Annotated in this window: 20 protein-coding genes and 1 tRNA gene; 5 read left to right on the forward strand and 16 right to left on the reverse strand. The window is 36.4% G+C overall.

Features of this window, described 5'->3' with window-relative positions; all coding sequences use genetic code 11:
• Positions 1-43 precede the first annotated feature (43 nt).
• Together DKK70_RS00430 and DKK70_RS00435 are read left to right on the forward strand one after the other, a co-directional pair.
• Positions 44-1306, forward strand: coding sequence for a uracil-xanthine permease family protein (locus tag DKK70_RS00430; RefSeq protein WP_219999627.1), 1263 nt, complete (start codon positions 44-46; stop codon positions 1304-1306).
• Positions 1307-3033: 1727 nt separating this feature from the next.
• Positions 3034-4419: a hypothetical protein gene (locus tag DKK70_RS00435; RefSeq protein ID WP_146210833.1), complete on the forward strand. Its 1386-nt coding sequence runs from the start codon at positions 3034-3036 to the stop codon at positions 4417-4419.
• Between the two features lie 895 nt (positions 4420-5314).
• Here DKK70_RS00435 and lysS read toward each other — a convergent pair.
• The 5 genes from lysS to DKK70_RS00460 form a co-directional block, all read right to left on the reverse strand.
• Entirely contained in the window at positions 5315-6829 is a 1515-nt protein-coding gene (lysS, locus tag DKK70_RS00440) for a lysine--tRNA ligase (RefSeq protein ID WP_110432275.1), read from the reverse strand.
• A gap of 25 nt (positions 6830-6854) precedes the next feature.
• Positions 6855-7953, reverse strand: a protein-coding gene (prfB, locus tag DKK70_RS00445; RefSeq protein WP_110432276.1) for a peptide chain release factor 2 whose coding sequence is annotated in 2 segments (ribosomal slippage) — positions 6855-7877 and positions 7879-7953 — 1098 coding nt in all. Because the reading frame shifts where the segments join, the coding sequence is not laid out codon by codon here.
• 166 nt (positions 7954-8119) lie between these two features.
• Positions 8120-8746 (reverse strand): Fe-Mn family superoxide dismutase, encoded by a 627-nt coding sequence (locus DKK70_RS00450; protein ID WP_110432277.1) that lies wholly within the window; start codon positions 8744-8746, stop codon positions 8120-8122.
• Positions 8747-8885: 139 nt separating this feature from the next.
• Positions 8886-9713 (reverse strand): VanW family protein, encoded by an 828-nt coding sequence (locus tag DKK70_RS00455; RefSeq protein ID WP_110432278.1) that lies wholly within the window; start codon positions 9711-9713, stop codon positions 8886-8888.
• A 28-nt stretch (positions 9714-9741) separates the two neighbouring features.
• Positions 9742-10470 (reverse strand): type 1 glutamine amidotransferase, encoded by a 729-nt coding sequence (locus DKK70_RS00460; RefSeq protein WP_110432279.1) that lies wholly within the window; start codon positions 10468-10470, stop codon positions 9742-9744.
• A gap of 814 nt (positions 10471-11284) precedes the next feature.
• Here DKK70_RS00460 and DKK70_RS00465 point away from each other — a divergent pair.
• From DKK70_RS00465 to DKK70_RS17095, 3 genes are all read left to right on the forward strand, one after another.
• Positions 11285-12097 (forward strand): DUF6708 domain-containing protein, encoded by an 813-nt coding sequence (locus DKK70_RS00465; protein ID WP_110432280.1) that lies wholly within the window; start codon positions 11285-11287, stop codon positions 12095-12097.
• A gap of 59 nt (positions 12098-12156) precedes the next feature.
• A complete protein-coding gene (locus DKK70_RS00470; RefSeq protein ID WP_110432281.1) occupies positions 12157-13044 on the forward strand; it encodes a DUF6708 domain-containing protein in 888 nt (295 codons plus the stop codon).
• Positions 13045-13110: 66 nt separating this feature from the next.
• Positions 13111-13245: a hypothetical protein gene (locus DKK70_RS17095; RefSeq protein WP_258363882.1), complete on the forward strand. Its 135-nt coding sequence runs from the start codon at positions 13111-13113 to the stop codon at positions 13243-13245.
• A gap of 273 nt (positions 13246-13518) precedes the next feature.
• Here DKK70_RS17095 and DKK70_RS00475 read toward each other — a convergent pair.
• The 11 genes from DKK70_RS00475 to atpG form a co-directional block, all read right to left on the reverse strand.
• Positions 13519-13594 (reverse strand) — tRNA-Asn (locus DKK70_RS00475).
• Positions 13595-13701: 107 nt separating this feature from the next.
• Positions 13702-14292, reverse strand: coding sequence for a YiiX/YebB-like N1pC/P60 family cysteine hydrolase (locus DKK70_RS00480; RefSeq protein WP_110432282.1), 591 nt, complete (start codon positions 14290-14292; stop codon positions 13702-13704).
• A complete protein-coding gene (locus DKK70_RS00485) occupies positions 14262-14846 on the reverse strand; it encodes a biotin transporter BioY (protein ID WP_110432283.1) in 585 nt (194 codons plus the stop codon). Before DKK70_RS00485 ends, DKK70_RS00480 begins: the two co-directional genes overlap by 31 nt.
• 129 nt (positions 14847-14975) lie before the next feature.
• On the reverse strand, positions 14976-15608 hold the full coding sequence (locus DKK70_RS00490; protein ID WP_034883263.1) for an MBL fold metallo-hydrolase: 633 nt from the start codon (positions 15606-15608) through the stop codon (positions 14976-14978).
• A 19-nt stretch (positions 15609-15627) separates the two neighbouring features.
• Positions 15628-17010: an MFS transporter gene (locus DKK70_RS00495; protein ID WP_110432284.1), complete on the reverse strand. Its 1383-nt coding sequence runs from the start codon at positions 17008-17010 to the stop codon at positions 15628-15630.
• Between the two features lie 106 nt (positions 17011-17116).
• On the reverse strand, positions 17117-18091 hold the full coding sequence (gene panS / locus DKK70_RS00500; RefSeq protein WP_110432285.1) for a ketopantoate/pantoate/pantothenate transporter PanS: 975 nt from the start codon (positions 18089-18091) through the stop codon (positions 17117-17119).
• Positions 18092-18134: 43 nt separating this feature from the next.
• The gene (locus DKK70_RS00505) at positions 18135-18941 is read right to left on the reverse strand and encodes a TatD family hydrolase (RefSeq protein WP_110432286.1); all 807 of its coding nucleotides are present in this window, start codon (positions 18939-18941) and stop codon (positions 18135-18137) included.
• Between the two features lie 8 nt (positions 18942-18949).
• Complete coding sequence (gene recC / locus DKK70_RS00510; RefSeq protein WP_110432287.1) at positions 18950-22153, reverse strand: exodeoxyribonuclease V subunit gamma; 3204 nt, start codon at positions 22151-22153, stop codon at positions 18950-18952.
• A gap of 619 nt (positions 22154-22772) precedes the next feature.
• The gene (locus DKK70_RS00515) at positions 22773-23198 is read right to left on the reverse strand and encodes a F0F1 ATP synthase subunit epsilon (RefSeq protein WP_034883253.1); all 426 of its coding nucleotides are present in this window, start codon (positions 23196-23198) and stop codon (positions 22773-22775) included.
• 26 nt (positions 23199-23224) lie between these two features.
• A complete protein-coding gene (gene atpD / locus DKK70_RS00520; protein ID WP_025314341.1) occupies positions 23225-24607 on the reverse strand; it encodes a F0F1 ATP synthase subunit beta in 1383 nt (460 codons plus the stop codon).
• 47 nt (positions 24608-24654) lie between these two features.
• Positions 24655-25524, reverse strand: coding sequence for a F0F1 ATP synthase subunit gamma (gene atpG, locus DKK70_RS00525; protein WP_034883246.1), 870 nt, complete (start codon positions 25522-25524; stop codon positions 24655-24657).
• Positions 25525-25528: the final 4 nt, after the last annotated feature.

The following is a 25528-nucleotide window of genomic DNA, read 5'->3' on the forward strand; positions in this document are numbered from 1 at the left end:
AATGAAATTATATTAAACATGAAGTTCAATAAGAGAGGATAACGTGGCTAAAAACACCAATGACGAGATACAAAAAGATATTTCGCAATTAAAGCCATCTTGGCAAGATGTTTTCACCGGCGCACAAATGCTATTTGTCGCATTTGGCGCTTTAGTTTTAGTACCACTTCTAACAGGATTAAACCCAAACGTAGCACTATTTACCGCAGGGGTGGGAACTTTACTATTTCAACTCACCACTAAAGGAAAAGTACCGGTATTTTTAGCTTCTTCTTTTGCTTTTATTGCTCCAATATCTTTTGGGGTAGCGCAATGGGGAATACCAGCAACCTTAGGTGGATTAGTGGCAGCTGGCTTAGTATTTATGTTTTTTGCTTTTTTAGTAAAAATTAATGGTAACAATGTCATTGACCGGATCTTACCTCCGGTAGTCACTGGACCAATTATCATGGTAATCGGATTATCACTAGCGCCCGTTGCTGTTGGGATGGCCATGGGTAAAAACAGTGGACTTCAAGCCGAAAATTACCAACTTATTATTATCTCAATGGGCTCTTTACTAACCACATTAATTGTCGCTATCTGGGCAAAAGGTTTTTTTAGATTGGTACCGATTATTGCCGGTATTGTGGTTGGATACGCGCTTTCTTGTGTTTTTGGTATTGTTAATTTTCAACCAGTAATTGACGCACCATGGTTTAAAACACCCGATTTCACCTTCCCTGAATTTCAATGGCAAGCTATTTTATATATGATACCCATTGTTATTGCGCCAACCATCGAGCATGTAGGTGACATTATGGCAATTGGCTCAGTAACCGGTAAAGATTATACTCGCGACCCAGGTTTACAACGAACATTATTAGGCGATGGCCTAGCTACAAGCACGGCTGGATTTTTAGGGGGACCTCCTTGTATAACTTATGCTGAAGTAATTGGTGCGGTGACTTTAACGCGTAATTTCAAAACACAAGTAATGACATGGGCAGCAATCTGGGCAATCTTAATGTCTTTCATAGGTAAAATTGGTGCCTTTTTAAGTTCGATTCCTACAGTAGTGATGGGGGGAATCATGGTTTTACTATTTGGTTCCATTGCATCAGTTGGCATTAACATTTTAGTCAAACACAAAGTCGATCTTTCCGTATCACGTAATATGTGTATTGTCTCGTTAGTACTAGTATTTGGTATTGGTGGCATGATTTTTGACTTTGGATCTTATGCACTGCAAGGTATAAGCTTATGTGGAATTTTAGCGATTGTGTTAAATTTAATCTTACCTCATAAAACCAAATCAGCTGACTAATTAAGTCAAGTGGCCGTTAATCATTAAATTGATTAACGGCTAAAAGTGTAGATGACGTTTCTCAAAAAAGTTGCGCCATGCCGTTTTTGTCGTTCAATCTCTAGTTTAGCAATAACAAATTTTAGCCAGTAAGTAACAACTTTAATAAAAAGTTTCTTATCAATATGTTGATTTATTAATTGGACTTAATGCGTATTTATTATCAATAACATAATAATCAGTGTGTTGTGGCATAAAGTTAAGTGAGTAATAACTTTATGCGTTAAAAAGATCTTAAAAAAGTTGCGTAATGCTGTTTTTGCCATTGAATCTCTAGTTTCTTAATTTAGTCTTCAAGTAACAATTTTGCTAATAACTCTCTTATCAATATGCTTATTTAGGTATAGGATTTAATGCGTATTTTTTATCAATAACATGATACTTAGTGTCTTGTGGCATAAAGTTAAGTGAGTAATAACTTTATGCGTTGAATAGATTTTAAGAAAGTTGCACAATGCTGTTTTTGCCATTCAATCTCAAGTTTCTTAATTTAGCCTTCAAGTAAAAACTCTGTTATCAATATGTTTATTTAGGTATTGGATTTAATGCGTATTTTTTATCAATAACATAATACTTAGTGTCTTGTGTCATAAAGTTAAGTGAGTAATAACTTTATGCGTTAAATAGATTTTAAAAAAGTTGCGCGATGCCGTTTTTGTCGTTCAATATCTAGTTTAGCAATAACAAATTTTAGCCAGTAAGTAACAACTTTAATAAAAAGTTTCTTATCAATATGTTGTTTTATTAATTGGACTTAATGTGTATTTATTATCAATAACATCATAATTAGTGTTTTGTGGCATAAAGTTAAGTGAGTAATAACTTTAAGTGTTGAATGGATTTAAAAAAAGTTGCGCCTTGTTTTTTTCGGAGGAAGCTAATTGAGGAAAATTTAATATTATTCTATATATTAAATGATTAAAACTTTATTGAAACAAAAAAGTAAAATGAAACACCTAAAAAAACAGCTATGGCTTCCAATGATAACTACTAATTGTAACCTCTAACACAATATTTCTTTTCATCAAAATAGTTCGTTTTTTAACGATAAATAAATGGAGGTTTTCGTAGTTAGAATCGGCACTGGACGATCGATGTTTAGATCCTGTTTTATTGTCTTTACAAAACTTAACAATTAAAAATAACAAAAATATTGCATCGTGTTTTTTCAATCACTATACTTTTTATACCCCTAAGAGGTAAATGTATAAAAAATAAACATAATTTATTTTAAATTTTGTATAAATCAAAATTTAATTTGACAGGAAGTCAAGATGTACCATAATTTGCAACAGGCCGTAAAAGTAGCCTACAATTTAAATTCGTCGATATTACGCTCTCCGAGGTCTTTTTTTAACATAAAAATATTGCCTCATGTTTTTTCAGTCACTCTATTTTTTACATCATCTAGCATTTGCGAGTAAAACTTAATCAATATATAAAATTTAAATAAGTTATTAACCTATTAACCTATTTGACAGGATGTCGAAATGCATTGTAATTTTCAAAAAGCCGATAGACCAATCTATAATTTAACTTCGTCAAAGTTAAGCTTTCAACGATCATCTTTTAGCTTGGTATGTTTTTTATCAAGAGTGAACGCAATTCTGCGAAATTTATTACAATCCTTGCATCGCTCTTCTTTATCCCGACCGATGCTTGTAGTACTATCGTTCGGCCTGTCTCTAATGATGACATCCTATTCTAGTCAGGCGTTAACCGCTGAAACTGTGAATGTTATCCAGGGTAATGCGCCTTATTTTACCATTGATGGGGGGCGAACACGTTTGACTAACCTCGAAGATCTGCTTGAGATAACCCTTTCGAATGGCAAAAAATTTAACGCCTCTAACAGTTTAGATTATGATGAGTTCAACCCTATTTTGGTACCGGGAGGTGATAGTTTTGCCGATATTGCAATGACAATGCCAATTGATGCTGAGCAACTCGAACCTGAAGAGTATGGTGAATACCAAATTGATATGAATACACTTATCGGCCCACCTTATAATTATTGGGGGGATGATGATGGTGATGGAGATCCTACAGCTGACGGTTATTTATATTTGTATATAAGTGATTGGTATGGGAATGGTGTTCCACGTAATGAAGTCCTTAACATTTGTAAAGCACCTTATAATATAGACTTAACCATATCTGATGTTACATTAGAAACACGTTATGGTGTTCCAAAAAGTGATAGTTTTAAGGATTATTTACATGTGATATATACTGTTAGCCCTGATGTACCACCATCTGTGTGCTATGCTAAACCAATTTTAAAGCCTGGTGATAGCGATCGTTGGGAAGCTGAATATGCCGGCCCTCCTTCCATTTGGAGTCGTGATTACGGTTTTCTGACGCAGTCTTATAATCCTTCATCATATGGCCTAAATTTTCCAACTACAGGTAGTAATAATTTATACTTTGACCTAATTATATCCGGTAGTAAAGAGGCTCTTTCTTGGGATCCAGTTGCTCATGGTGGTATAACTGCGACTATGACCAATTCAACAAAAGAAAGTGTTCGTGTTACGTTAACTGGTCCGGTAGCTACACCATCGCAACGGGTTTCGGATAATCCGGGTTATCTACCTAAACCAGTATTACCACAAACTTTCGAGTTAGTCGGTAAAGACAGCAAAGGCAATGCTGTGGTTAAGTATGGTTTCCAGTTAAAGAAGTGGTTTATCACTAAAGGTGATGAATATGATACAAAAGGTGACTGTTTTACAATTAAATCATGGTGTAATAGCATAGGATACCGTATGGTGTTGGTAAATGATGTAACTAACGCGTACTATGAGGAAAATGGTATAAATTTAGGCGCTTTACCTTCCTCACAAAATTATAGTTTACAGCGTAATATTGGCGCAGGACTATTTTCAGAGTGGGGCTTTATGTACCATTATCCAAATGCCCACTATGGTAGCGACGAAAACGATGAGGTCCATTATTTTATGGATCGTTATACGCCGGGTTCTCGGTCGGAGTGTTATTTAGTGTACACTTGGGGTACTATTGACACACAACAAGATAATTACCCTGGGTATGGACTTTGTGTCTATCCTTAGGAATTATTTCTTAGTTCTTAATTGTTAGGTTTAAGCAACATAGACAAAAAAATAGAGTAAGTTTGCTAGAGACATGGTTGACTCATAGAGTCAACCAAACTGATCAAAAGGATAATAAAAAGTGATTTATAGCCTAGCCTCAACCACCAGCCCCAACTACTCAGGTTTATTTTGAGGCAATTTTTTTATAGCAAAAAATTGAGAAACGCCATTTTTATCGTTCAATATCTAGTTTAGCAATAACAAATTTTAGCCAGTATGTAACAACTTTGCTAAAAACTCTCCTATCCATATGTTAACTTACCAATTGGAGTTAATGATTATTTATTACTAATAACATCATAATCTATATATGCTGGCATAAACGTCATTGCGTGGTAGTGTTAAGCGTTGAATGGATTTTAAGAAAGTTGCGGAATGCTGTTTTTTGTCATTCAATATCTAGTTTCTTAATTTAGCCAGTAAGTAACAACTTTGCTAAAAACTCTCCTATCCATATGTTAACTTACCAATTGGAGTTAATGATTATTTATTACTAATAACATCATAATCTATATATGCTGGCAAAAAAGTAATTGCGTGGTAGTGTTAAGCGTTGAATGGATTTTAAGAAAGTTGCGCAATGCTGTTTTTTGTCATTCAACATCTGGTTTCTTAATTTAGCCAGTAAGTAACAACTTTGCTAAAAACTCTCCTATCCATATGTTAATTTACCAATTAGAGTTAATGATTATTTATTACTAATAACATCATAATCTATATATGCTGGCATAAACGTCATTGCGTGGTAGTGTTAAGCGTTGAATGGATTTTAAGAAAGTTGCGCAATGAGGTTTGTGAAACTAAAAAACTCACTTATTTAAAAAATAAGTGAGTTTTATTAAATTAGTAATGACTATTTAACTGGTCGCATCGTCGGGAATAAAATCACATCACGAATAGTGTGACTATTGGTAAATAACATCACGGTTCGGTCAATCCCAATTCCGAGTCCTGCTGTTGGTGGTAAGCCATGTTCTAATGCAGTGATGTAATCTTCATCATAGAACATTGCTTCGTCATCACCAGCATCTTTTTGCGATACTTGATCGGCAAAACGTTGTGCCTGATCTTCGGCATCATTAAGTTCTGAGAACCCATTTCCAATTTCTCGACCACCGATGAAGAATTCAAAGCGATCTGTGACAAATGGGTTTTCGTCATTACGACGTGCAAGTGGTGATACTTCCGCTGGATATTCGGTAATAAACGTTGGTTGGATAAGATTTGCTTCAGCAACTTCTTCAAAAATTTCGGTTACTACTCGACCAAGTCCCCAGCCTTTTTCAACTTTGATACCGACTGATTTTGCAATTGCACACGCTTTATCAAAGTCATCTAAATCGGCGTTATTGGTTTCAGGGCGATAATGGCAGATCGCTTCGCGCATAGTCATTTTGATAAAAGGCTTACCAAAGTCAAAACTGTGTTCGCCATATTGCACTACTGGATTTCCTGTTACGGCAATAGCTAAGCGGCGGAATAATGCTTCGGTTAATACGATCAAATCTTTATAATCGGCATAAGCCATGTACATTTCCATCATTGTGAATTCTGGGTTATGTCTTGGCGATACGCCTTCGTTTCGGAAATTCCGGTTGATTTCAAAAACACGTTCAAATCCACCAACAACTAAACGTTTTAAGTAAAGTTCTGGTGCAATACGTAAGTACATATCTAGATCAAGCGCATTGTGATGAGTGATAAATGGTTTAGCTGATGCCCCACCAGGGATAACTTGCATCATTGGTGTTTCGACTTCCATAAAGTGGTTTTCTAACATGAAGTTACGAATTTCAGTTACCACTTTTGAGCGAGCAATAAAGGTATCGCGTGATTGTTGATTAGTAATTAAATCAAGGTAACGTTGACGATAACGCATTTCTTGGTCAGCTAAGCCGTGGAATTTATCTGGTAATGGGCGTAATGCTTTAGTAAGCAGGCGGATTTCTTCACAATGAATGGATAGCTCACCGGTTTTGGTTTTAAATAAGTAACCTTTAGCGCCAACAATGTCACCAAGATCCCATTTTTTAAATTGTTCATTGTAGTAATTTTCTGGTAGATCATCACGCGTGACATAAAGTTGGATTTGCCCAGTGACATCTTGCAATGATACAAATGAAGCTTTCCCCATAATCCGGCGCATCATCATTCGACCTGCAACGGTTACGATAATTTTATTTTCAATTAACTCTTCGTTAGTTTTATCATCATACAATTTATGAAGATCGCTTGAAATGGCGTCACGACGGAAATCATTCGGGAAAGCAATGCCTTGTTCGCGAATTGCAGCTAGCTTTTCACGACGTATTGTAAGCTCGTTATTTAACTCTTCAATATGGTTTTGTTGCTCTTGCTGTGTTGACATAATTTTACCTTTTATTTTTTACCGGTTATAAACCGGCTTTTAAGCTTTCTTCAATAAATTGATCTAAATCACCGTCTAAAACGGCTTGGGTATTGCGTGTTTCAACGCCTGTGCGTAAATCCTTGATTCGTGAATCATCAAGTACATACGAACGAATTTGGCTGCCCCAACCAATGTCGGATTTGTTTTCTTCCATTTGTTGTTTTTCGGCATTTTTCTTCTGCATTTCAAGCTCGTACAGTTTTGCTTTTAACTGTTTCATCGCCTGATCTTTATTACTATGTTGCGAACGGTTATTTTGACATTGCGTCACAATTCCCGTTGGCACATGGGTAATACGTACAGCAGATTCGGTTTTATTAACATGCTGACCACCGGCTCCCGATGCACGATAAACATCGATGCGTAGATCAGCAGGATTAATATCGATATCAATATTATCATCAATTTCCGGGTAGACAAATACTGATGCAAATGAGGTATGCCGACGGTTACCTGAATCAAACGGACTTTTACGTACTAGGCGGTGAACACCGGTTTCAGTGCGTAACCAACCGTAAGCATAATCGCCAGAGACCTTAATTGTGGCGGATTTTATACCAGCCACATCACCGTCTGAAACTTCCATTACTTCGGTGCTAAACCCTTTTGATTCAGCCCAACGTAAATACATTCTAAGTAGCATCTCAGCCCAATCTTGTGCTTCAGTGCCGCCTGAGCCTGATTGAATATCTAAATAACAGTCTGCACTATCATAATCACCCGAGAACATGCGGCGGAATTCAAGACCGGCTAGTTTTTTTTCTAGTTGTTCTAATTCTTGATTGGCCTCGTCAAAAGTATCTTGATCTTCTGCTTCTATAGCAAGTTCAAGTAGACCTTCAACGTCATCTAGACCTTGGTCTAAAGAGTCGATGGTATTGATGATCTCTTCAAGCGTAACGCGTTCTTTACCTAACGCTTGAGCTTTTTCTGGATCGGTCCAAACTTCTGATTGTTCTAATTCGGCATTGACTTCCTCAAGACGCTCTTTCTTGAGATCATAGTCAAAGATACCCCCGAATGACATTCGTGCGTTCGGTAATTTCGGCTATTTTCAATTTGATAGGATTAATTTCAAACATGTTTGGTTAGATTTTAAATTTTTTTACTAATCGTATATTGTAACGGATTTAAGTATAACTTAGCAATTATTTTACTTGCATCATTTAAGTATAAGCGGGGAATTAAGTAGTGCTCAAAAATAAAAATGACGCATTAAGCGTCATTTTTTAGATTAATTTGCGATGATTATTTTTTGGCTGCTGCGTATAATTCTGCGACTTTGTCCCAGTTGATCACATTCCAAAATGCACCAATATAATCGGCACGGCGATTTTGGTATTTTAAGTAGTAAGCATGTTCCCAAACATCAAGGGCTAAAATTGGTGTTCCCGAAACCCCAGCAAATTTTTCGCCCATAATTGGCGTATCTTGGTTGGCGGTTGAAACCACTTCAAGTTTATCGTTTTTTAGTACTAACCAAGCCCAACCTGAACCAAAACGCGTTGCAGCCGCCGCTGAGAATTTTTCTTTAAACGCATCAACTGAACCAAAATCTTTTTCAATAGCTGTTTTGAGTTCACCTTTAAGTTCAGTTCCGACTTTTAATAACTCCCAAAATAGCGTGTGATTGACATGACCACCAACATTGTTTTTTACACCGGTCACTTTATCTGCAGGGACTTTATCTAAATTTTTTAATAATGTTTCCGGACAGAACTCACTCAATTCTGTAGGTAGCGTTTCTAATAGTGCGTTAGCATTATTTACATAAGTTTGATGATGCTTATCATGATGTAGATGCATGGTTTCAGTATCAATATAAGGTTCTAATGCATCATAAGCATAAGGTAGTGGGGGTAGTGTGTAAGCCATGAAATTGCTCCTCTCATCTAATAGGAATTGTTAACTACTTTATGTTACCGAGTATACGAACTATCAATTCATCTCACAAACTATTATTTAGATAGTTGATGACTATCTAAGTTGTAAATTATGGTTTAAATGGCAAGTCTTAATCTTGCTGATTTTTTAAATAAGGGACGTACATCATAATAGCATGATTTTCGCTAATCAGTTTTTCTTCTGTGTGGTTATCGATCATATCAGTTTTTCGTTGCCATATTTTATTATGCCGGGTGTATCCTCCCCACCATTGTTGTTCAATAATATGATCGGTTTCAAATATTTCATAATGGTGCGATAAAGGGGTATCGGCCAGCAGTTCGCCATGTAAATATTCATCATCTAACCATAAATTAAGTCGATATGTCATATTGGTACGATTAACCAATTGTAAATCAATATAGTTGTAAGATAATGTGGCACCACAAGCAAAGGGAATAGTGCGATTAATATCAGGAAACACATCAAAACTATGTCGCCATCGTTCGATAATGGTTAAATCAGAGTGTAATGCAATCCAGTAAATTAAATTACCCAGTTGACATAAACCGCCACCAATATCTTTACCGATTTGTCCATTATGTAGTGAGAGACCTTCTAAAAACCCACGTTTTTTCGATGGCCGCCCCACTTTTTGCCAAATTGAAAATTGTTGATTGGGCTTAATTATTGCACCGTTGATCTGTTCAATAGCTAATCTAAGGTTAGTAATTTTGTTATATTGCAAATACATATCAACATCTTTTAGTTGCCTTAACAATATAGATTGATGTTTTTTATGGGAATAACAGCAAGTATTATTATTCTTATCAATTACGCAATAGGCGTGACGATTGCGCCACCAATCTAACTTACGTTTAAGAATAAAATATTCTTTACCTAGTTTTAATCTTAATTTACTGCGTTTTTGGGGTTTATTTACCATAAGGTTTTGCATACCACAACTATCCTAACCACTAAATTGATTATTTTTTGATTAGTGATAAATAATTAAGGCTTAATTTATCTAAAAAACCAAAAAGCTTTTGATTCATCTCTGAATAGTCGTGGCAGCGGAGTTGATCGGGGGTATCTACAAAACGGAATTTTGCAGCCTCTTTTAGGTCATTTTCAGAGTGAGCAATAAGTTGTTCAACCACCGCATGGGTTAACTCCATATGGCATTGAAAACCATATACTAATTGATCATAAGCAACGATTTGTCGTGGACAACCTTCACTATAAGCAATAATTTGTGCCTCTTTAGTTAAACCCGGCATATCATTATGCCAATGACCGACGGCTAAACTATTGCCAAAATCGGCAAAGAGGGGATGATTTTGGCCAATTTCAGTTAAGGTGATAGGGAATTTACCGATCTCTTTTTCCGGACTATGGCCATGCGGTGCACCTAATGCTTCACCAATTAATTGCGAACCAAGACAGACGCCGATAACGATTTTTTGCGATTTGATTGCTGATAATATGCTAGCTTGCTCTGCTAGCGAATCAAAATACGGGCACTGTTGTTTGCTGGTAGCTGGCGATTGAGGACCCCCCATGATAATCAACATATCAATTTTATCTATCTTATCGGGAAGAGGTTCCCCAAGATAAACCCGAGAATAGCTGATAGTGTGATGGTGCATTTTTGCCCATTGCTCATAGGCACCAGGTGCTTCGAAATCTTCGTGAATAATAAAATGTATATGCATGGGTTCCTAATTCCTAGTGTGTTAAATTTATTAGATTAATAAACAATAAATTCAGTATTAATTATCTCAAAAACACTTAACAATATAGTAAGCAATAACAGTTATAAAAACAAAATATTACTGTTTCAATCATTGTCATTTGTCATGATAAATTCAATGTATGCCATTATAGTCATCTTCAATCATATTATTTTGAAATAAGAGAAGTAACGTTATCCTTTTTATATAAAATAATCTGCAACATTATTGTTAATAAAAGCTAATTTCTAGCCTTAAAATTAAATGAATAAATGTTACAGTTAATTGACATTCTGTATCCCTTATTTAGCTTGCTAACAGCGTAATTTTAATCATGCTAATAATGGTTATTTGACTATAAATTGATAAAAAAGAACACATAATTAAGTTAAAAAACACAATGACAGGTTGAAAATCATACAAATAAATTATATTCTTTAAACTAAATGTAACTTACTTATATTAAAGATAATATTGGTAAATATTTCATTTTTAAAAATAATAAATAGAATTTAGCTTGTTAGGATATGTAAGGAAGTAATGGAAACATCGTTTTAAAAATAACATTAGCCAGTGTTAAGGCAATCTCTAAAACGGTTTTAAAAAATCGTTACCCACTTAAAATTGATATTATAAATAATAGATTGATTGCTATTTATCTAGTTGCAATAGATGAACAATTAAATCAACTTTGCGATTATTCAATTATTTCCACTTTCAGCTACCAAAAGCTATCGGTCAACCCAATGTTAGATCAAAGTAATTCATTTATTAAAATCAACGAAAAGGAGCAACAATGCCATCACAATATCGCCCACAAATATTAGGCTGGATAGATGATTTAGATAAAGGTGCGAATTACCTTTCAGGTGCTGATGATCGCTTACTGTATGTCAACGATAACTATTGCGCTTTTCTTCGTAAAACCTCATCTGATCAGATTTTTTATTTTTGTATAAGTTTTTTTTGTACAATTGCAAGTATTTTTTCAATACCCTTGTTAAGTTATGCGCTTTCAGATTGTAATAGTAAAACAGTTTACTTTTTTTTATTAACACTTTTATTTTGTTTTATTTTACTTTTATATCTAATGATTCCCGAACTATACCAAAATATTTTTACACGGCGAGGATGTCCAATAATCTTTAATCGTAAAACCAAGAAAGTGTATATTAATGAGAGCTATTTCTTTAATTGTACCACGTTTAAAAATGCGATTTATTTTTTACACCCCAATAAAAAACGGATAAAAGAGTATGATTGGGCCGATTTACATGGGGTTGTGGTGCATAATTTTTTCACTTATTCACTCAATATCACTATTTTAATGGTGTGTGAACCGGGCACGCATAAAACTATTGACCATGTGCTATTAGATCCACTGCGTTCTGGTGTTGGTAGTTATCATGTATGGGGATGGGTCAATAATTTTATGTGCTTTAATGATTTAATTAGTTTAAACGACGGAAAATATACCTGGGAGCAAGAAACAGCCTTTAAAAAGGATATCATTCAAGGTCAAGGTTGGCCGGAATGGATGGTTGAAGCGTTTAACGCCCTATCGCCGGAACATCTGACAGAGATTAAACAAAAATATCATGTGCAATAACCAGATTAGCCAATAAAAACAAAGCAAAAGGAAGAGAAAAGGAATAATTAGGAGCAACAATGCCATCACAATATCGCCCACAAATATTAGGCTGGATAGGGGATTTAGGTAAAGGTACGAATTACTTTTCAGGTCCTGATGATCGCTTACTGTATGCCAACGATAACTATTGCGCTTTTCTTCGTAAAACCTCATCTGATCAGATTTTTTATTTATGTGTTTCTACAATTGTCATTATATGTTCATTTCTAGGGATTTATATATCTTTTCTGTTACTTTTTGAGTTTAATCCCGAAACTGAAAGTTTTTTATTTATTACTTTTCTCATTTTATTTATTACTTGTATTTTAGCTTTATACATTTTTATTCCTGAATTATACCAAAATCTTTTTACACGGAAAGGTAGTCCAATAATCCTTAATCGTAAAACCAAGAAAGTGTATATTAATGAAAGCTATTTCTTTAATTTTACCACGTTTAAAAATCCGATTTATTTTTTACACCCCAATAAAAAACGGATAAAAGAGTATGATTGGGACGATTTACATGGGGTTGTGGTGTATAACTTTTCCACTAAAAAACGGATAAAAGAGTGTGATTGGGCCGATTTACATGGGGTTGTGGTGCATAACTTTTCCACCTATCCACTCTGTACCACTATTTTAATGGTGTGTGAACCGGGCACGTATAAAACCATTGACCATGTGCTATTAGATCCACTGCGTTATAGTGTTGGTCGTTATCAGGTCTGGGGATGGGTCAATAATTTTATGTGCTTTAACGATTTAATTAGTTTAAACGACGGAAAATATACCTGGGAGCAAGAAACACCTTTTAAAAAGGATATCATTCAAGGTCAAGGTTGGCCGGAATGGATGGTTGAAGCGTTTAACGCCCTATCGCCGGAACATCTGACAGAGATTAAACAAAAATATCATGTGCAATAACTAGATTAGCCAATAAAAACAAAGCAAATGGAATAAGAAAAGGAAAAGGAATAATTAGGAGCGACAATGCCATCACAATATCGCCCACAAATATTAGGCTGGATAGATGATTTAGATAAAGGTACGAATTACCTTTCAGGTCCCGATGATCGCTTACTGTATGCTAACGAGAACTATTGCGCTTTTCTTGGTAAAATATAATGGTTATAACTAAGATTTGCTCTGTGATCTGAATAAAACAATCAGGGTTAGATTAAGCAAAAGACTGCCGTATTGAACACAAAACTGATAAAAGTGATAAATTATGCAGATCCATCTATTTTTAACATATTGAATAATTTTAACTATAGTGTGGAGTCAGTAATTTTTATTTATTCGTTTATTTATTATTTTTGAAAAATTGATTAATAGTGAAAAGTTAGAATAATAGTTGAAGTTTAGCGTTTTTATGGCAGATAACATAATGTGAGAAGTTGGCTCCTCCAACAGGACTTGAACCTGTGACATACGGATTAACAGTCCGCCGTTCTACCGACTGAACTATGGAGGAACCGAAATGTAGCGCGAATATTATAGACTTAATGGCGCTGTGTCAATAGTTAATTATCTGAAATTGCTTTTTTTGTTCAATTTTTAACTAATTATCTTTATTTGATATTATTTAAGTGTCAGGATTGTCTTAAATAGTTTTTTTTGTCTTAATAACTGTTGTGGGTGTGAGCCGAGTTCACCTTGAGGAATGGGAGCTTTGAGTTTGCGGTAGTATTCGATCCAATAAGGAAGAATTTGACCGGTGGCTAAATCGTTAAAATTCATCGGATAGCGTTGAAAATAGTCTTCACCAGATGGATACGTGAAGGCATGAGTAATTAGTTCACTACAGTAAAAGCCTTCATCATCCTCACGAAAACTATGGTTATAAGGCAACCCTAGGCAGGTTTGAACTCGCGTTAATGCGTTTTTGATGACGGTATCATCATAGATGGTTGCTAGCAGATTATATTGAGCGCTAGCTAAAAAGTCGTTGAGCTGCTGTTGGATTACGCCATACTTTTGAGTGGCTTCAATGACGATATTATTGCCAATATATAACCCAACATGGCTTATCTGATTGATAATGTCATCAGTGTTGGGTTGAGCACCAGAATGGATAATCGCGCTATTGAATTCGCTTACTTCATTCTGGGATTGGAAAATAATATCGCCAATTTGCATTGTTATTGATGTTTTTTTGCGTGATGGCGCCATAATGAGAACATAACGCAAGTTGCAATAATAAACTTAAGGGCATCCACACCGACAAAAGGCAAATAGCCTACTTGTAGCGCTGCAATAAGTGAAATATGCAAATAACCCATTAGGTAGAGCACACCAAAAACAAATAATAGTTGGTGTGCACAAGCGAAAGCGATTAAGCCAAGAATAAAGTGGCGATCGTAACCTTTTTCCGCCGCAAATCCGGCTAAATAGGCACTAAATACATAGCCATATAAATAACCAGATGATGGTGCAGCCAATGCCATAATGCCGCCGCTACCATTGGCGAATAGTGGTAATCCCATTGCACCTAAAAAGAGGTATTGCACGATGGCTAATGCACCTAGTTTACGACCTAAAAAAGCGCCAATTAATAAAACGGCTAACGATTGAAGGGTAAATGGTACTGGGTAGGTGGGAATGCTGATATTCGCTGCTAGCCCAAGTAGTAGAGCCGCCCCTGTGGTTGCACACAGTTTGCGTTGCCAAGATGATAAGTTAACTAGTGTGTTGAGGTAAGTTGGATAAAAAGTTGTTAATTTCATTATTTATTTACTACCATTAAAAGATAAACAGTAGTGCCATGATAATACAAAAATTTATAATGTAAACCATTTATGGTTAAAATAGTTTACATAAAAATTCCTTGGTTATCATTTAAATGAATAGCGGTGTTACACTAAGTAAGGATTGGTCATCCGTTCATTTCCAAAGCTCGACATCGGCCCATGACCGGGAACAAAGATAAAATCATCCCCCAGAGGAAAAAGTTTATGGGTAATTGATGAGATGAGATCCGCATGATTACCACGAGGAAAGTCGGTTCGCCCAATACTGCTTTTGAATAATACGTCACCAACAAAAGCAATTTTATCTTTAGCATTAATAAATACGATATGACCGGGAGTGTGGCCGGGACAGAATAGAATATCTAAAGTGATATTGCCGACTTTCACTTGTTCACCTTCCTTTAACCAACGATCCGGTAAAAAGCTGTCAATATATGGAAACCCAAATTGCATGCACTGTTGTGGTAAGCTAGACAATAAAAATTCATCTTCTTGACTAGGACCAAGGATCTCAACATTATAATGTTTCGCTAATTCAATCGCTGCGCCAACATGATCTAAATGGCCATGAGTTAGGAGTATTTGTTTGATGTTAACACCAAGCTTTTCAACTGCTTTTTTAAGTAGTTCAGCTTCGCCACCCGGATCGATAAATGCGGCTTCCTTTGTTTCATCACACCAAATAATGCTACAGTTTTCCTGAAAATGGGTAACTGGAATGATTTGATACTGAAACATAGTGTTTTCTCCTTATTGCTTAGTGCCGAGCCGTTAAATTTTGCCCATCTTCTTTGTTTAATTGCGCAAAGATTATGCTTGATAGCATAGTTACGATGCCTAGTATAACAAAGGTTAATTGAAATGCGTGAATGGTAGTTGTTGAATTGCTAAATAATCTTACTAATACCGCACCAAAACCAGTACCAAAACTGATGGCTAATTGTTGATTAACAGCCATCAAACTATTGCCACTGCTAGTACTTTCACCTTGTAAGTTAGCTAACGTTATACTATTCATTGAGGTAAATTGCATAGAATTAACGCCACCAATACAAAATAGCAATACCCCTAATACGGTAAGTGGTGTCGCTAGATTTAATAATGACATGAGAAGGATCAAAATTCCTGCCAAAATAGTATTTGCCACCAGTACAAAACGATAACCTAACCGAGCAAGTACTTTAGTAATAAAGAATCGGGTAAAAATTGAGGCGATTGCCATTGGCATTAACATCATTCCGGCAAACATCGCCGAATAGCCAAAACCAACTTGTAAAAATAGTGGAATTAGAAAAGGTACCCCTGAAATACCCAAGCGACAGACTAAGTTACCGATAATGCCAATTTTAAAGGTGCGGATAGTAAATAATGAGAGTGGAAACAGTGGTGCTTGTCTCTTTTTGGCATAGAGGCGATAAATAAATAGAAATATTAAGCTAATAATAGCCAGTGCTAATGGCAAATAATATTGTTGGCCTTGATTTAAACATTCAATACTCAGCGTTGCGCTAACAAAGGTGATAACAATAAAAATAAATCCAAATGAATCAAAAGGCAGACGTTCACCTTTTAGGTTGGGCATATATTTTAAGCTGACAAGCACTCCTAAAATACCAATTGGCAAATTAATCAAAAACACCCAATGCCAACTTACCATATCAACCAGATAACCCCCTAGTACCGGCCCGAGTACCGGTCCAATTAACCCCGGAATGGTTGCGGTATTTAATGCGGCTAAAAACTCATTACGCTTAAATGCCTTAATCAATACCAAACGTGAAACGGGCACCATCATTGAGCCACCAATACCTTGGATTACCCTAGATATATCTAAGAATATTAGGGAATTGGATAAAGCACACAGCAGTGATCCTAATGTAAAAAGCGATACGGCCATGACAAAGATGTTTTTGGTACCAAATTTATCTGATAAATAGCCACTTACCGGAATAAACAGCGCCAAGGTTAACGCATAGCAGATTACCGCTGATTGCATATTTAATGGCGATTCATTAAGATCTTTAGCCATGGTTGGCAGTGCAGTATTTAAAATCGAGGTATCAAGTGATTGCATAAAAAAAGCAAATGCTGCAATCCAAGGTAATATTCGATAGACAAAAGGTGGTAATTCGCTATTCATGTTATTCAGCCTAATATTGATTAATATGCACACACGATGTGCTTAGTGCTAAGTTTATATTCTCTTACCCTTTTATTATGAGGTAAGAGAATTGATGAATGCTAGGTTACGATGACTGATTATTCGCTTTTTGCTTATTTTTAACCGGTTTTCCTTGCCAATAACCGGCCAATAGTGAGCCTGAAATATTGTGCCAAACAGAAAACACGGCTGCCGGCAGTGCAGATAAGGCTGAAAAATAGGTGTTACCAAGTGTCGCGGCTAATGCAGAATTTTGCATTCCAACTTCTAGTGACATGGTTCGGCAAGTCGATTCATCAAATCCGAATAAACGTCCTCCCCAATAACCACCTAGCAAACCAATACCATTATGGATGATTACCGCAAAAATCACCGTTATCCCCACTTGTGCAATGCGATCATGACTACCTGCAACAACAATGCAAATAATTAATAAAATACATAACATGGATAATAATGGTAAAAAGCGTTCACATTTTTTTACCACTGAATATAAAAAGTGGTGAACCATTAAGCCTAAAACAATTGGAATCAGCACAATTTGGATAATATGCACTAACATCTTCCAGACTGGCACTTCAACAGTGGTACCGACCAGTAAAAGCGTAAGAATTGGGGTTACCACAACGCCAACCAGGGTTGATACCGATGAGATGGTGACCGATAACGCGACATCCCCCTTAGCGAGATAAATCATCACATTCGAGGCGGTACCGCTAGCGACACTACCGACTAAAACCATGCCGACTAATAATTCTGGTCGCATGGTAAATAATTTAGATAAGATTAAAGCAGTCAGTGGCATAACAATATAATGCAGTAGGGTACAAATTATTACCGCTTTAGGTTTGGTGACGACGCGTTTAAAATCATCAATACTTAACGTTACCCCCATAGTAAACATGACAAACATTAATAATTGTGAGGTATATGGACTAACCGGAAGGAAGACGTTAGGTGAAAAATAGGCGACTATCGCGCAAAGAATTGCCCATAATGGAAATAATCGCGTAAGTGAGATAAGGGATTGCACAAAAAGTTGACTATAGCGTTGCGACATAAGTACCACCTTGTGGCTTGATAAATTATTAATTATTATATATTTATCTTTTTATTGGATTTGGAATTTCCATTTTATTGATTCTACTAAATAGCGTCAAGGTATTTGTTAGTATTGTGTCGCGTATTAGCAGAGGATCTTCGCTGCGTAATTGACAAAGGATATTAAAAATATCGACAATGTTTTCCGGCCTATTGATTTGTCCTTGCCGGCCACTTAACGGCATGTCAGGTGCATCGGTTTCTAACACTAAACTTTCGAGAGGTAATTTGGCGATGGTATGACGAGTTTTATTGGCTCTGGCATAACTTATTACCCCACCGACACCAATATAATAGCCTAATTTAATAAATTGCATGGCTTGCTCATAGCTACCAGAAAAACCGTGGATCACGCCACGACACGGCAAATTTGCTAGATGTAATTCATGATAGATAACATCGTGAGTTTTGCGTGAATGAATTAAGACCGGTAAATCATGACGTTTGGCGATAGCCAATTGCCCTCGAAAAAACGCAAGTTGTTGTTGCCACTCAACAGATTGGTCATAACGATCTAAACCAATTTCGCCAATAGCAATTAGCTTTGTAGGGTGAGTACTAACTTCACTTACGATTGCCGTTAATTTTTCAAGATCAGCAGGAGAGTGTTGATAAATAGGGTGCAAGCCAAGTGCCGCATACAGTTCATCATATTGCTCTGTGAGTTGTAAAATTTCGCTAAAATGGTCGGCTAATACCGCAGGAATAATTAGACCAGTAATTTTAGCTTGTCGTATAAGGTTGATTGAATTATCTAAATCGGTAACAAAAGCAGGAAAATTAAAATGGCAATGCGTATCAATAAACATAATGCCTCCTATTGTTCGACTTGATGTATTAATATCGGCAGTAAAAAGCGCTGCGCAAAATGGGTTATTTGCTCAATTAATGAATCGTTCAATTCCGGATATAGTCTGGCGTAATAGCTGTCACATTCAGCCGAGTGGAATTGCCCACCTTGCCAAGTATTTAATAATTTGCTGATGGCTTTTTCGCTAGGCTCAATTTCTGCGGTATTGGGATTATATGCGGTAATTAACCAGCTCCATGCACTTTGTAGTGGGATTAACAGTGGTTGATTAATACCTTGTATATAGCCTTTAACTAAATCGGTCAATATAGTTAAAGCTTGGTTAGCATCAATATGTAAAAAACGCCATTGGTTATCTTCTCGCCCATATAGCCGACTTTGGCTTTCGGTTTTATCCCAATTTAAAATACAGTAAATTAAGTGGTCGATCCATAATGACATACCATCACGAATAGAAAGATTGGCTGGTCGCCAAGTTAAAATTCCATCTTCTTGAATATGGGTTAACCATCCTTGTAATGGATAGTGTTGACCATCTATCGGAATAGTTAAATTCACCTCTAATGTTGACAGATTGGTTCTCTCTTCGAGGATTTTATTGGCTAATGGTTGTAATGATTCGCATAGTTCATCATAAATAATCTCACCAAAAGCACCATCCGGTAATTCACCTGTTAGTGTGAGGCGTTGATAGAAATTATCAGAACCTTGCGACTCTTTGGTGATCATTTCATTTAAAATCTGTAAATTGAGTTGATAGCGTTTTAAGCTATCCAAACTAAAGTTTTCAGCATCGGGCAAGGTTTCATCTAAATAATTGACATAAAAATTAAAGCGTTTTTGTAAAAAGAATCGAATAGAATGTTGATAAAAACGCTTCAATTCATCCAGATTAATACTATCAATAACTATATTGCTAATATCACTGATAAACGATTGGCTAGCCCCTGATTTTAACGCAGCTGGCAACCATTCATCGGCATAACTTTTTGGTTCATTTAAAAAATTTTGTGGATTAAATGGTGTGCGGGTATGCAATGTTCTTAAGCCATCAATTAGCTCAGTTTGTTTATTGTTGTCTATATCAGTAGCATAATACTGCACAATATAATCCCAAAGTTCATCGACTAATACCGACGGGTAACGTTCGCTATCATCTTTCATATCCCGACCAATATAACTGATATAGAGTTGATTTTGTGCTGATAAGATCGCTTCTAAAAATAGATAACGGTCATCAATACGTCGGCTACGATCGCCTCGTCTTGGATTTTGCGCTATTAAATCAAAATCTAAAGGCAAAGAGGTTCTTGGATAATCACCATCATTCATACCTAACAAGCAAACCAATTTAAACGGAATAGAGCGCATTGGCATCATGGTACAAAAGTTTATTTTACCGACTAAGAATCGATGGGCTAAATGATTTTGTTCCAAGCGTGATTGCATTGCATCATGTAAAATAGTTATCGAGATGTTGTCGGTAAAATTGGCATTTAAACCACTACTGATCAGTTTTTGCCACTCTTCTTGAATCATTAGCAAAATCGACTCGCGCGAAGTATCGCTAACAAAAAAGTCATTGATAAGCTCAATACAGCAACTTTGCCATTCTGATAACGGTTTGTCTTCACTTAAAATAGTTAGCCATTTACGCACCGATTTTATAAATTCAGCTAATTGACCGATTAATTCGGCATCTAATCCTGTTGCACCATCATAAGGTAATATCTGCTGCCAACCACCTTGTTCGCTATTCATAGTATAACCGAGCAATAAGCGCTCAAGGCCAAATAGCCAACTGTGGGCATTTTCTAGACCAAAGCGAATACCAGACTCTATAATCCAAGTATGCAATAAGGTTAGTTGTGGCTCACTTATGGCAAATTTTTCAGCAATGGCGGGAATTTCTAATAGATTAAACAGCTCTTCGGCGGTAAAGCGGCTTGCAGTAAAGTTTAAAATAGCAAAAAATCCTTGCACGATTGGATCGATGTTGCGGGCCTTTTGATCGGAAATCGTGAATGGTAAATAACGTTGACCTTCGGCATTGCCAAATACCGATCGAATGTAAGGAACATACTTATCAATATCTGAAACCATGACAATGCAATCACGTAGTTCCAGTGTTGGATCGGCATCGAAGGCCGATAAGAGATAATCATAAAGTACTTCAACTTCACGCTGTTCGCTATGGCAGGCATGAAACGTTATTGATCTATCTGTTTTGTCTACTGAAATTTGGGTTTCATTGGTTTGGTATAGTTCTAAAATATCTTGCTGAATAGCCTGTAATAGACACTGGCGCTTATTATCGACAAAGATATCAATGTCTTGTTTATTATTGAACTCTTGTAATAAAAATAGGTTATCTCGCCCCAATTTCCCCCATGATGTTAGCAGTGGGTTGGGAATATTGTCAGGGCTATTTTGCATATCAGATAACTGTTTTTCAACAATATCACCCCAATACCATTTGCAAGGGTTGTTAAACATTAAGTGGACATCAATATGTTGCCCAAGTGCGGATAATAATGACAGATAGATTGGGGGTAATGAGGTAATACCAAAAATGTAAACCCGCTTCGGTAAATGGTTCAACCGCGAGCGATCAAAATCACTATCTAACATAATATCCAACATCTGTTGATAAATATTGGCACGATGATAAGGTTGACTGATTGAGATGAGTTGACGCCATAATTCTGCTTGCCATTTCTCATCGGGATGATTGTTTAATTCCATTACCGTTTGATTAGCTTCCCATTTTGCAAGCCAATCAGGACGATAGACTAAATATTGGTCAAATAGTCGAGCTATGCGCGTTGCTAATTGATACTGTTTTCGTTCTTCTTTATCAATATTAAGATAATGTTTGATGGTATCAAATTCAGGTCGCTCAATAATTTTCGGCAATAGATAATATAAACGCCAAGTCATTGATTCGACATTATAGCTATTTTCAATCGGTGCTTCAGGCAGCAGAGTTTGATATAACTGCCAAATAAATTGACTGGGAAAGGGAAAATCGACATTAGCTACAATACCCAGATCGTTGGCCAATTCGATTTGTAACCATTGTGCCATGCCTTGGCTTTGCACAATAACCATATCAGGTGTAAACACCTGTTCTAATGGCTCTCTGCGCATTAACTCGCTGACTAATGTTTTGAGTAAATCGACTTGATTTGAATGATAAATAGTAAACATAGTTACATAAATATAGTTACATTAGTATTAATCTAATTGAACTGATTATCGCCGATTGCTATTAATAAATCCAGCTAGCAATCGGTCATGGTTTTTTATAACGCGACAATTTTCATAAAATCAGCTAGTTTTTATAAAAAAGTTGCGTAATGCTGTTTTAGAGAAGGGAAAAATTGTATTTTTCGCTGGCAACATTTGCTTACTTAATTTGCTTACTTAGTTAAGTAAAGACTAAAAAACAGAAATGTTTGATTAATGATTTACGATGGTAAGCGAGAATAAATCAATTATTGCAATGTTAATTCCTCCCAAATTCAAGGGAATTAAAAACGGTGTTAGTTGTAAAAGTTTCGATCTGTCAACCAAGAGATGCAGTGATGTTATAGGTGTGATAGCTCTATATGCCCATATGTCACGGTGAATCTATTATTCTCAATTTTCTGTCTTACCGGCAATAAAATCATAAAAAATAGCTTTTATAAAAAGTAGCGGAACGCGGTTAATGAAAATAAAAATGCTGTTTAACAGATATGAATAGATGCAGTTAAGTTGCTAATGAAAAAGGCTACAATTTATTCATTTGTAACCTTTATTGTTTTGTTAAGTGATCAACGTATATTTATTGACCTATACGACGAGTTAACTCGATAACGCGTATTTTTGCTAAGGCTTTTGAAAGTTCAGCAGATGCTTGAGCAAAAGACATATCATCGCTAGGATGATTAATGTGTTCTTGTGCTTGTCTTACTGCTTCTTGCGCCCTTGCTTCATCTAAGTCTTCACCACGAATCGCGGTATCAGCTAAGATTGTTACTATAGTAGGTTGAACCTCTAAAATACCACCAGATAGATAGATAAATTCTTCTTGTCCATCGGCTTTTACAATCCCGACCATTCCCGGCTTAATGGTTGTCAGTAACGGAGTGTGACCAGGATAAATTCCAAGTTCACCTTCTCGTCCTGTGACTCTGATTCGCTGAACATCACCTGAAAAAAGGTGAGATTCAGCACTAACAACTTCTAATTGATAGGAAGTTAGTGCCATAATGCTCTCTCCGTTCTATAAATCTCTTAGAGAGATTTCGCTTTCTCAATCGCTTCGTCGATTGAACCAACCATATAAAATGCCTGTTCAGGAATATGGTCATAATCACCGTTCATAATACCTTTAAATGCACTGATGGTGTCTTTTAATGGTACGTATTTACCCGGTGAACCTGTGAACACTTCCGCAACGAAGAATGGTTGAGATAAGAAACGTTGAATTTTACGTGCGCGAGCAACAGTTAATTTATCGTCTTCTGATAATTCATCCATACCAAGAATCGCAATGATATCTTTTAATTCTTGATAACGTTGAAGAATTGACTGTACGCCACGAGCACAATCGTAATGTTCTTGTCCAACAACAAGTGGATCTAATTGACGACTTGTTGAGTCAAGTGGGTCAACCGCAGGGTAAATACCTAATGATGCGATTTGACGACTTAATACGATTGTTGCATCCAAGTGAGCAAAGGTAGTTGCCGGTGACGGGTCAGTTAAGTCATCGGCAGGTACATATACTGCTTGGATTGAGGTAATTGACCCAGTTTTTGTTGAGGTGATACGTTCTTGTAATAACCCCATTTCTTCTGCTAATGTTGGTTGGTAACCTACCGCAGATGGCATACGACCTAATAGCGCAGATACTTCGGTACCGGCTAAGGTATAACGGTAAATATTATCGATAAATAATAGTACGTCTTTACCTTCATCACGGAATTTTTCTGCCATGGTTAAACCAGTTAACGCTACGCGTAAACGGTTTCCTGGTGGCTCATTCATCTGACCATAAACTAACGATACTTTATCCAGTACGTTTGATTCTTTCATTTCATGATAGAAGTCGTTACCTTCACGCGTACGTTCACCTACACCAGTAAATACTGAGTAACCTGAATGCTCGATCGCGATGTTACGGATTAATTCCATCATGTTTACGGTTTTACCAACACCAGCACCACCAAATAGACCTACTTTACCACCTTTGGCAAATGGACAAATTAAGTCGATAACTTTGATACCAGTTTCAAGTAATTCTGTTGAGTTAGCCAACTCTTCGTATGTTGGTGCTGCACGGTGAATCGCCCAACGCTCTTCTTCACCAATTGGACCTGCTTTATCAACAGGATCACCAAGTACGTTCATAATACGGCCAAGTGTTTTTGTTCCCACAGGAACTTCAATGCCGTGACCTGTATTTACTACTTTAAGTCCACGTCTTAAACCATCAGATGAGCCCATTGCAATACAACATACAACGCCACCACCTAATTGTTGCTGAACTTCCAGAACTAATTTTTCAGTGCCAGTTTCCACTTCTAATGCATCATATACCTTTGGTACTGCATCTTCTGGGAATTCGACATCAACCACCGCACCGATGATCTGGACAATCTTTCCAGTAGCCATTTTTATTCCTCTACGTCTTTTTCTTAACTATAAGCCAATATTTAGCATTAACCTGAAACAGCAGCTGCACCAGATACAATATCAATTAATTCATTTGTGATAGCACCTTGACGGGCTTTGTTATACACAATTTGTAATTCATTAATTAAATTTGCACCATTATCTGTTGCTGCCTTCATGGCCACCATTCTTGCTGCTTGTTCACTCGCTAAATTGTCAACCACCGCTTGATAGACTTGTGATTCAATATAACGACGTAAAATCACATCTAATAATGATTTTGCATCCGGCTCATAAATATAATCCCACGATGAAGCTTTAAGTTCTTTATCTTCCGAAGCTGGTAATGGTAATAATTGCTGTATTGTCGGCTTTTGCGACATGGTATTAATAAATTTATTGGTTACAATATATAATCTATCAATTTTACCGTTGTCATATGCCTCTAGCATTGTTTTTACCGGACCAATTAAATCAGATAAAGTTGGTTCGTCACCTAAATTAGTTACTTGGGTTAAAATATTCGTTTTTACTGAAGAGAAAAACGACACCCCACGTGAACCAATTAAAGCCACATCGGCTTCAACTCCTTTCTCTTGCCATGCTGACATATCAGCAATAACCGTTTTGAAAAGATTGATATTTAATCCACCACATAAACCACGATCGGTCGAAATGATAAGATAGCCAACTCGTTTTACATCCCTTTCTTCTAAGTAGGGATGTTTGGCGCCTATTTGAGCTAACGCTAAATGTCCAATTACTTCACGAATCATTTCTGCATATGGACGGCTAGCGGCCATTCTGTCCTGCGTTTTACGCATTTTAGAATTGGCTACCATTTCCATCGCTTTAGTGATCTTTTGCGTACTTTGGATACTGGCAATTTTCGTTCTAATCTCTTTTGCATTAGCCATTTGT

It is taken from the genome of Gilliamella apicola, from assembly GCF_003202655.1.
GTDB classification, from domain to species: Bacteria; Pseudomonadota; Gammaproteobacteria; order Enterobacterales; family Orbaceae; genus Gilliamella; species Gilliamella apicola_R.

Bases quoted from the DNA above. Each gene is read 5' to 3' on its own strand.
- DKK70_RS00435 (WP_146210833.1), top strand. From the start codon at position 3,034: ATGATGACATCCTATTCTAGTCAGGCGTTAACCGCTGAAACTGTGAAT.
- lysS (WP_110432275.1), bottom strand. From the start codon at position 6,829: ATGTCAACACAGCAAGAGCAACAAAACCATATTGAAGAGTTAAATAAC.
- DKK70_RS00450 (WP_110432277.1), bottom strand. From the start codon at position 8,746: ATGGCTTACACACTACCCCCACTACCTTATGCTTATGATGCATTAGAA.
- DKK70_RS00455 (WP_110432278.1), bottom strand. From the start codon at position 9,713: ATGCAAAACCTTATGGTAAATAAACCCCAAAAACGCAGTAAATTAAGA.
- DKK70_RS00460 (WP_110432279.1), bottom strand. From the start codon at position 10,470: ATGCATATACATTTTATTATTCACGAAGATTTCGAAGCACCTGGTGCC.
- DKK70_RS00465 (WP_110432280.1), top strand. From the start codon at position 11,285: ATGCCATCACAATATCGCCCACAAATATTAGGCTGGATAGATGATTTA.
- DKK70_RS00470 (WP_110432281.1), top strand. From the start codon at position 12,157: ATGCCATCACAATATCGCCCACAAATATTAGGCTGGATAGGGGATTTA.
- DKK70_RS17095 (WP_258363882.1), top strand. From the start codon at position 13,111: ATGCCATCACAATATCGCCCACAAATATTAGGCTGGATAGATGATTTA.
- DKK70_RS00480 (WP_110432282.1), bottom strand. From the start codon at position 14,292: ATGGCGCCATCACGCAAAAAAACATCAATAACAATGCAAATTGGCGAT.
- DKK70_RS00485 (WP_110432283.1), bottom strand. From the start codon at position 14,846: ATGAAATTAACAACTTTTTATCCAACTTACCTCAACACACTAGTTAAC.
- DKK70_RS00490 (WP_034883263.1), bottom strand. From the start codon at position 15,608: ATGTTTCAGTATCAAATCATTCCAGTTACCCATTTTCAGGAAAACTGT.
- DKK70_RS00495 (WP_110432284.1), bottom strand. From the start codon at position 17,010: ATGAATAGCGAATTACCACCTTTTGTCTATCGAATATTACCTTGGATT.
- panS (WP_110432285.1), bottom strand. From the start codon at position 18,091: ATGTCGCAACGCTATAGTCAACTTTTTGTGCAATCCCTTATCTCACTT.
- DKK70_RS00505 (WP_110432286.1), bottom strand. From the start codon at position 18,941: ATGTTTATTGATACGCATTGCCATTTTAATTTTCCTGCTTTTGTTACC.
- recC (WP_110432287.1), bottom strand. From the start codon at position 22,153: ATGTTTACTATTTATCATTCAAATCAAGTCGATTTACTCAAAACATTA.
- DKK70_RS00515 (WP_034883253.1), bottom strand. From the start codon at position 23,198: ATGGCACTAACTTCCTATCAATTAGAAGTTGTTAGTGCTGAATCTCAC.
- atpD (WP_025314341.1), bottom strand. From the start codon at position 24,607: ATGGCTACTGGAAAGATTGTCCAGATCATCGGTGCGGTGGTTGATGTC.
- atpG (WP_034883246.1), bottom strand. From the start codon at position 25,524: ATGGCTAATGCAAAAGAGATTAGAACGAAAATTGCCAGTATCCAAAGT.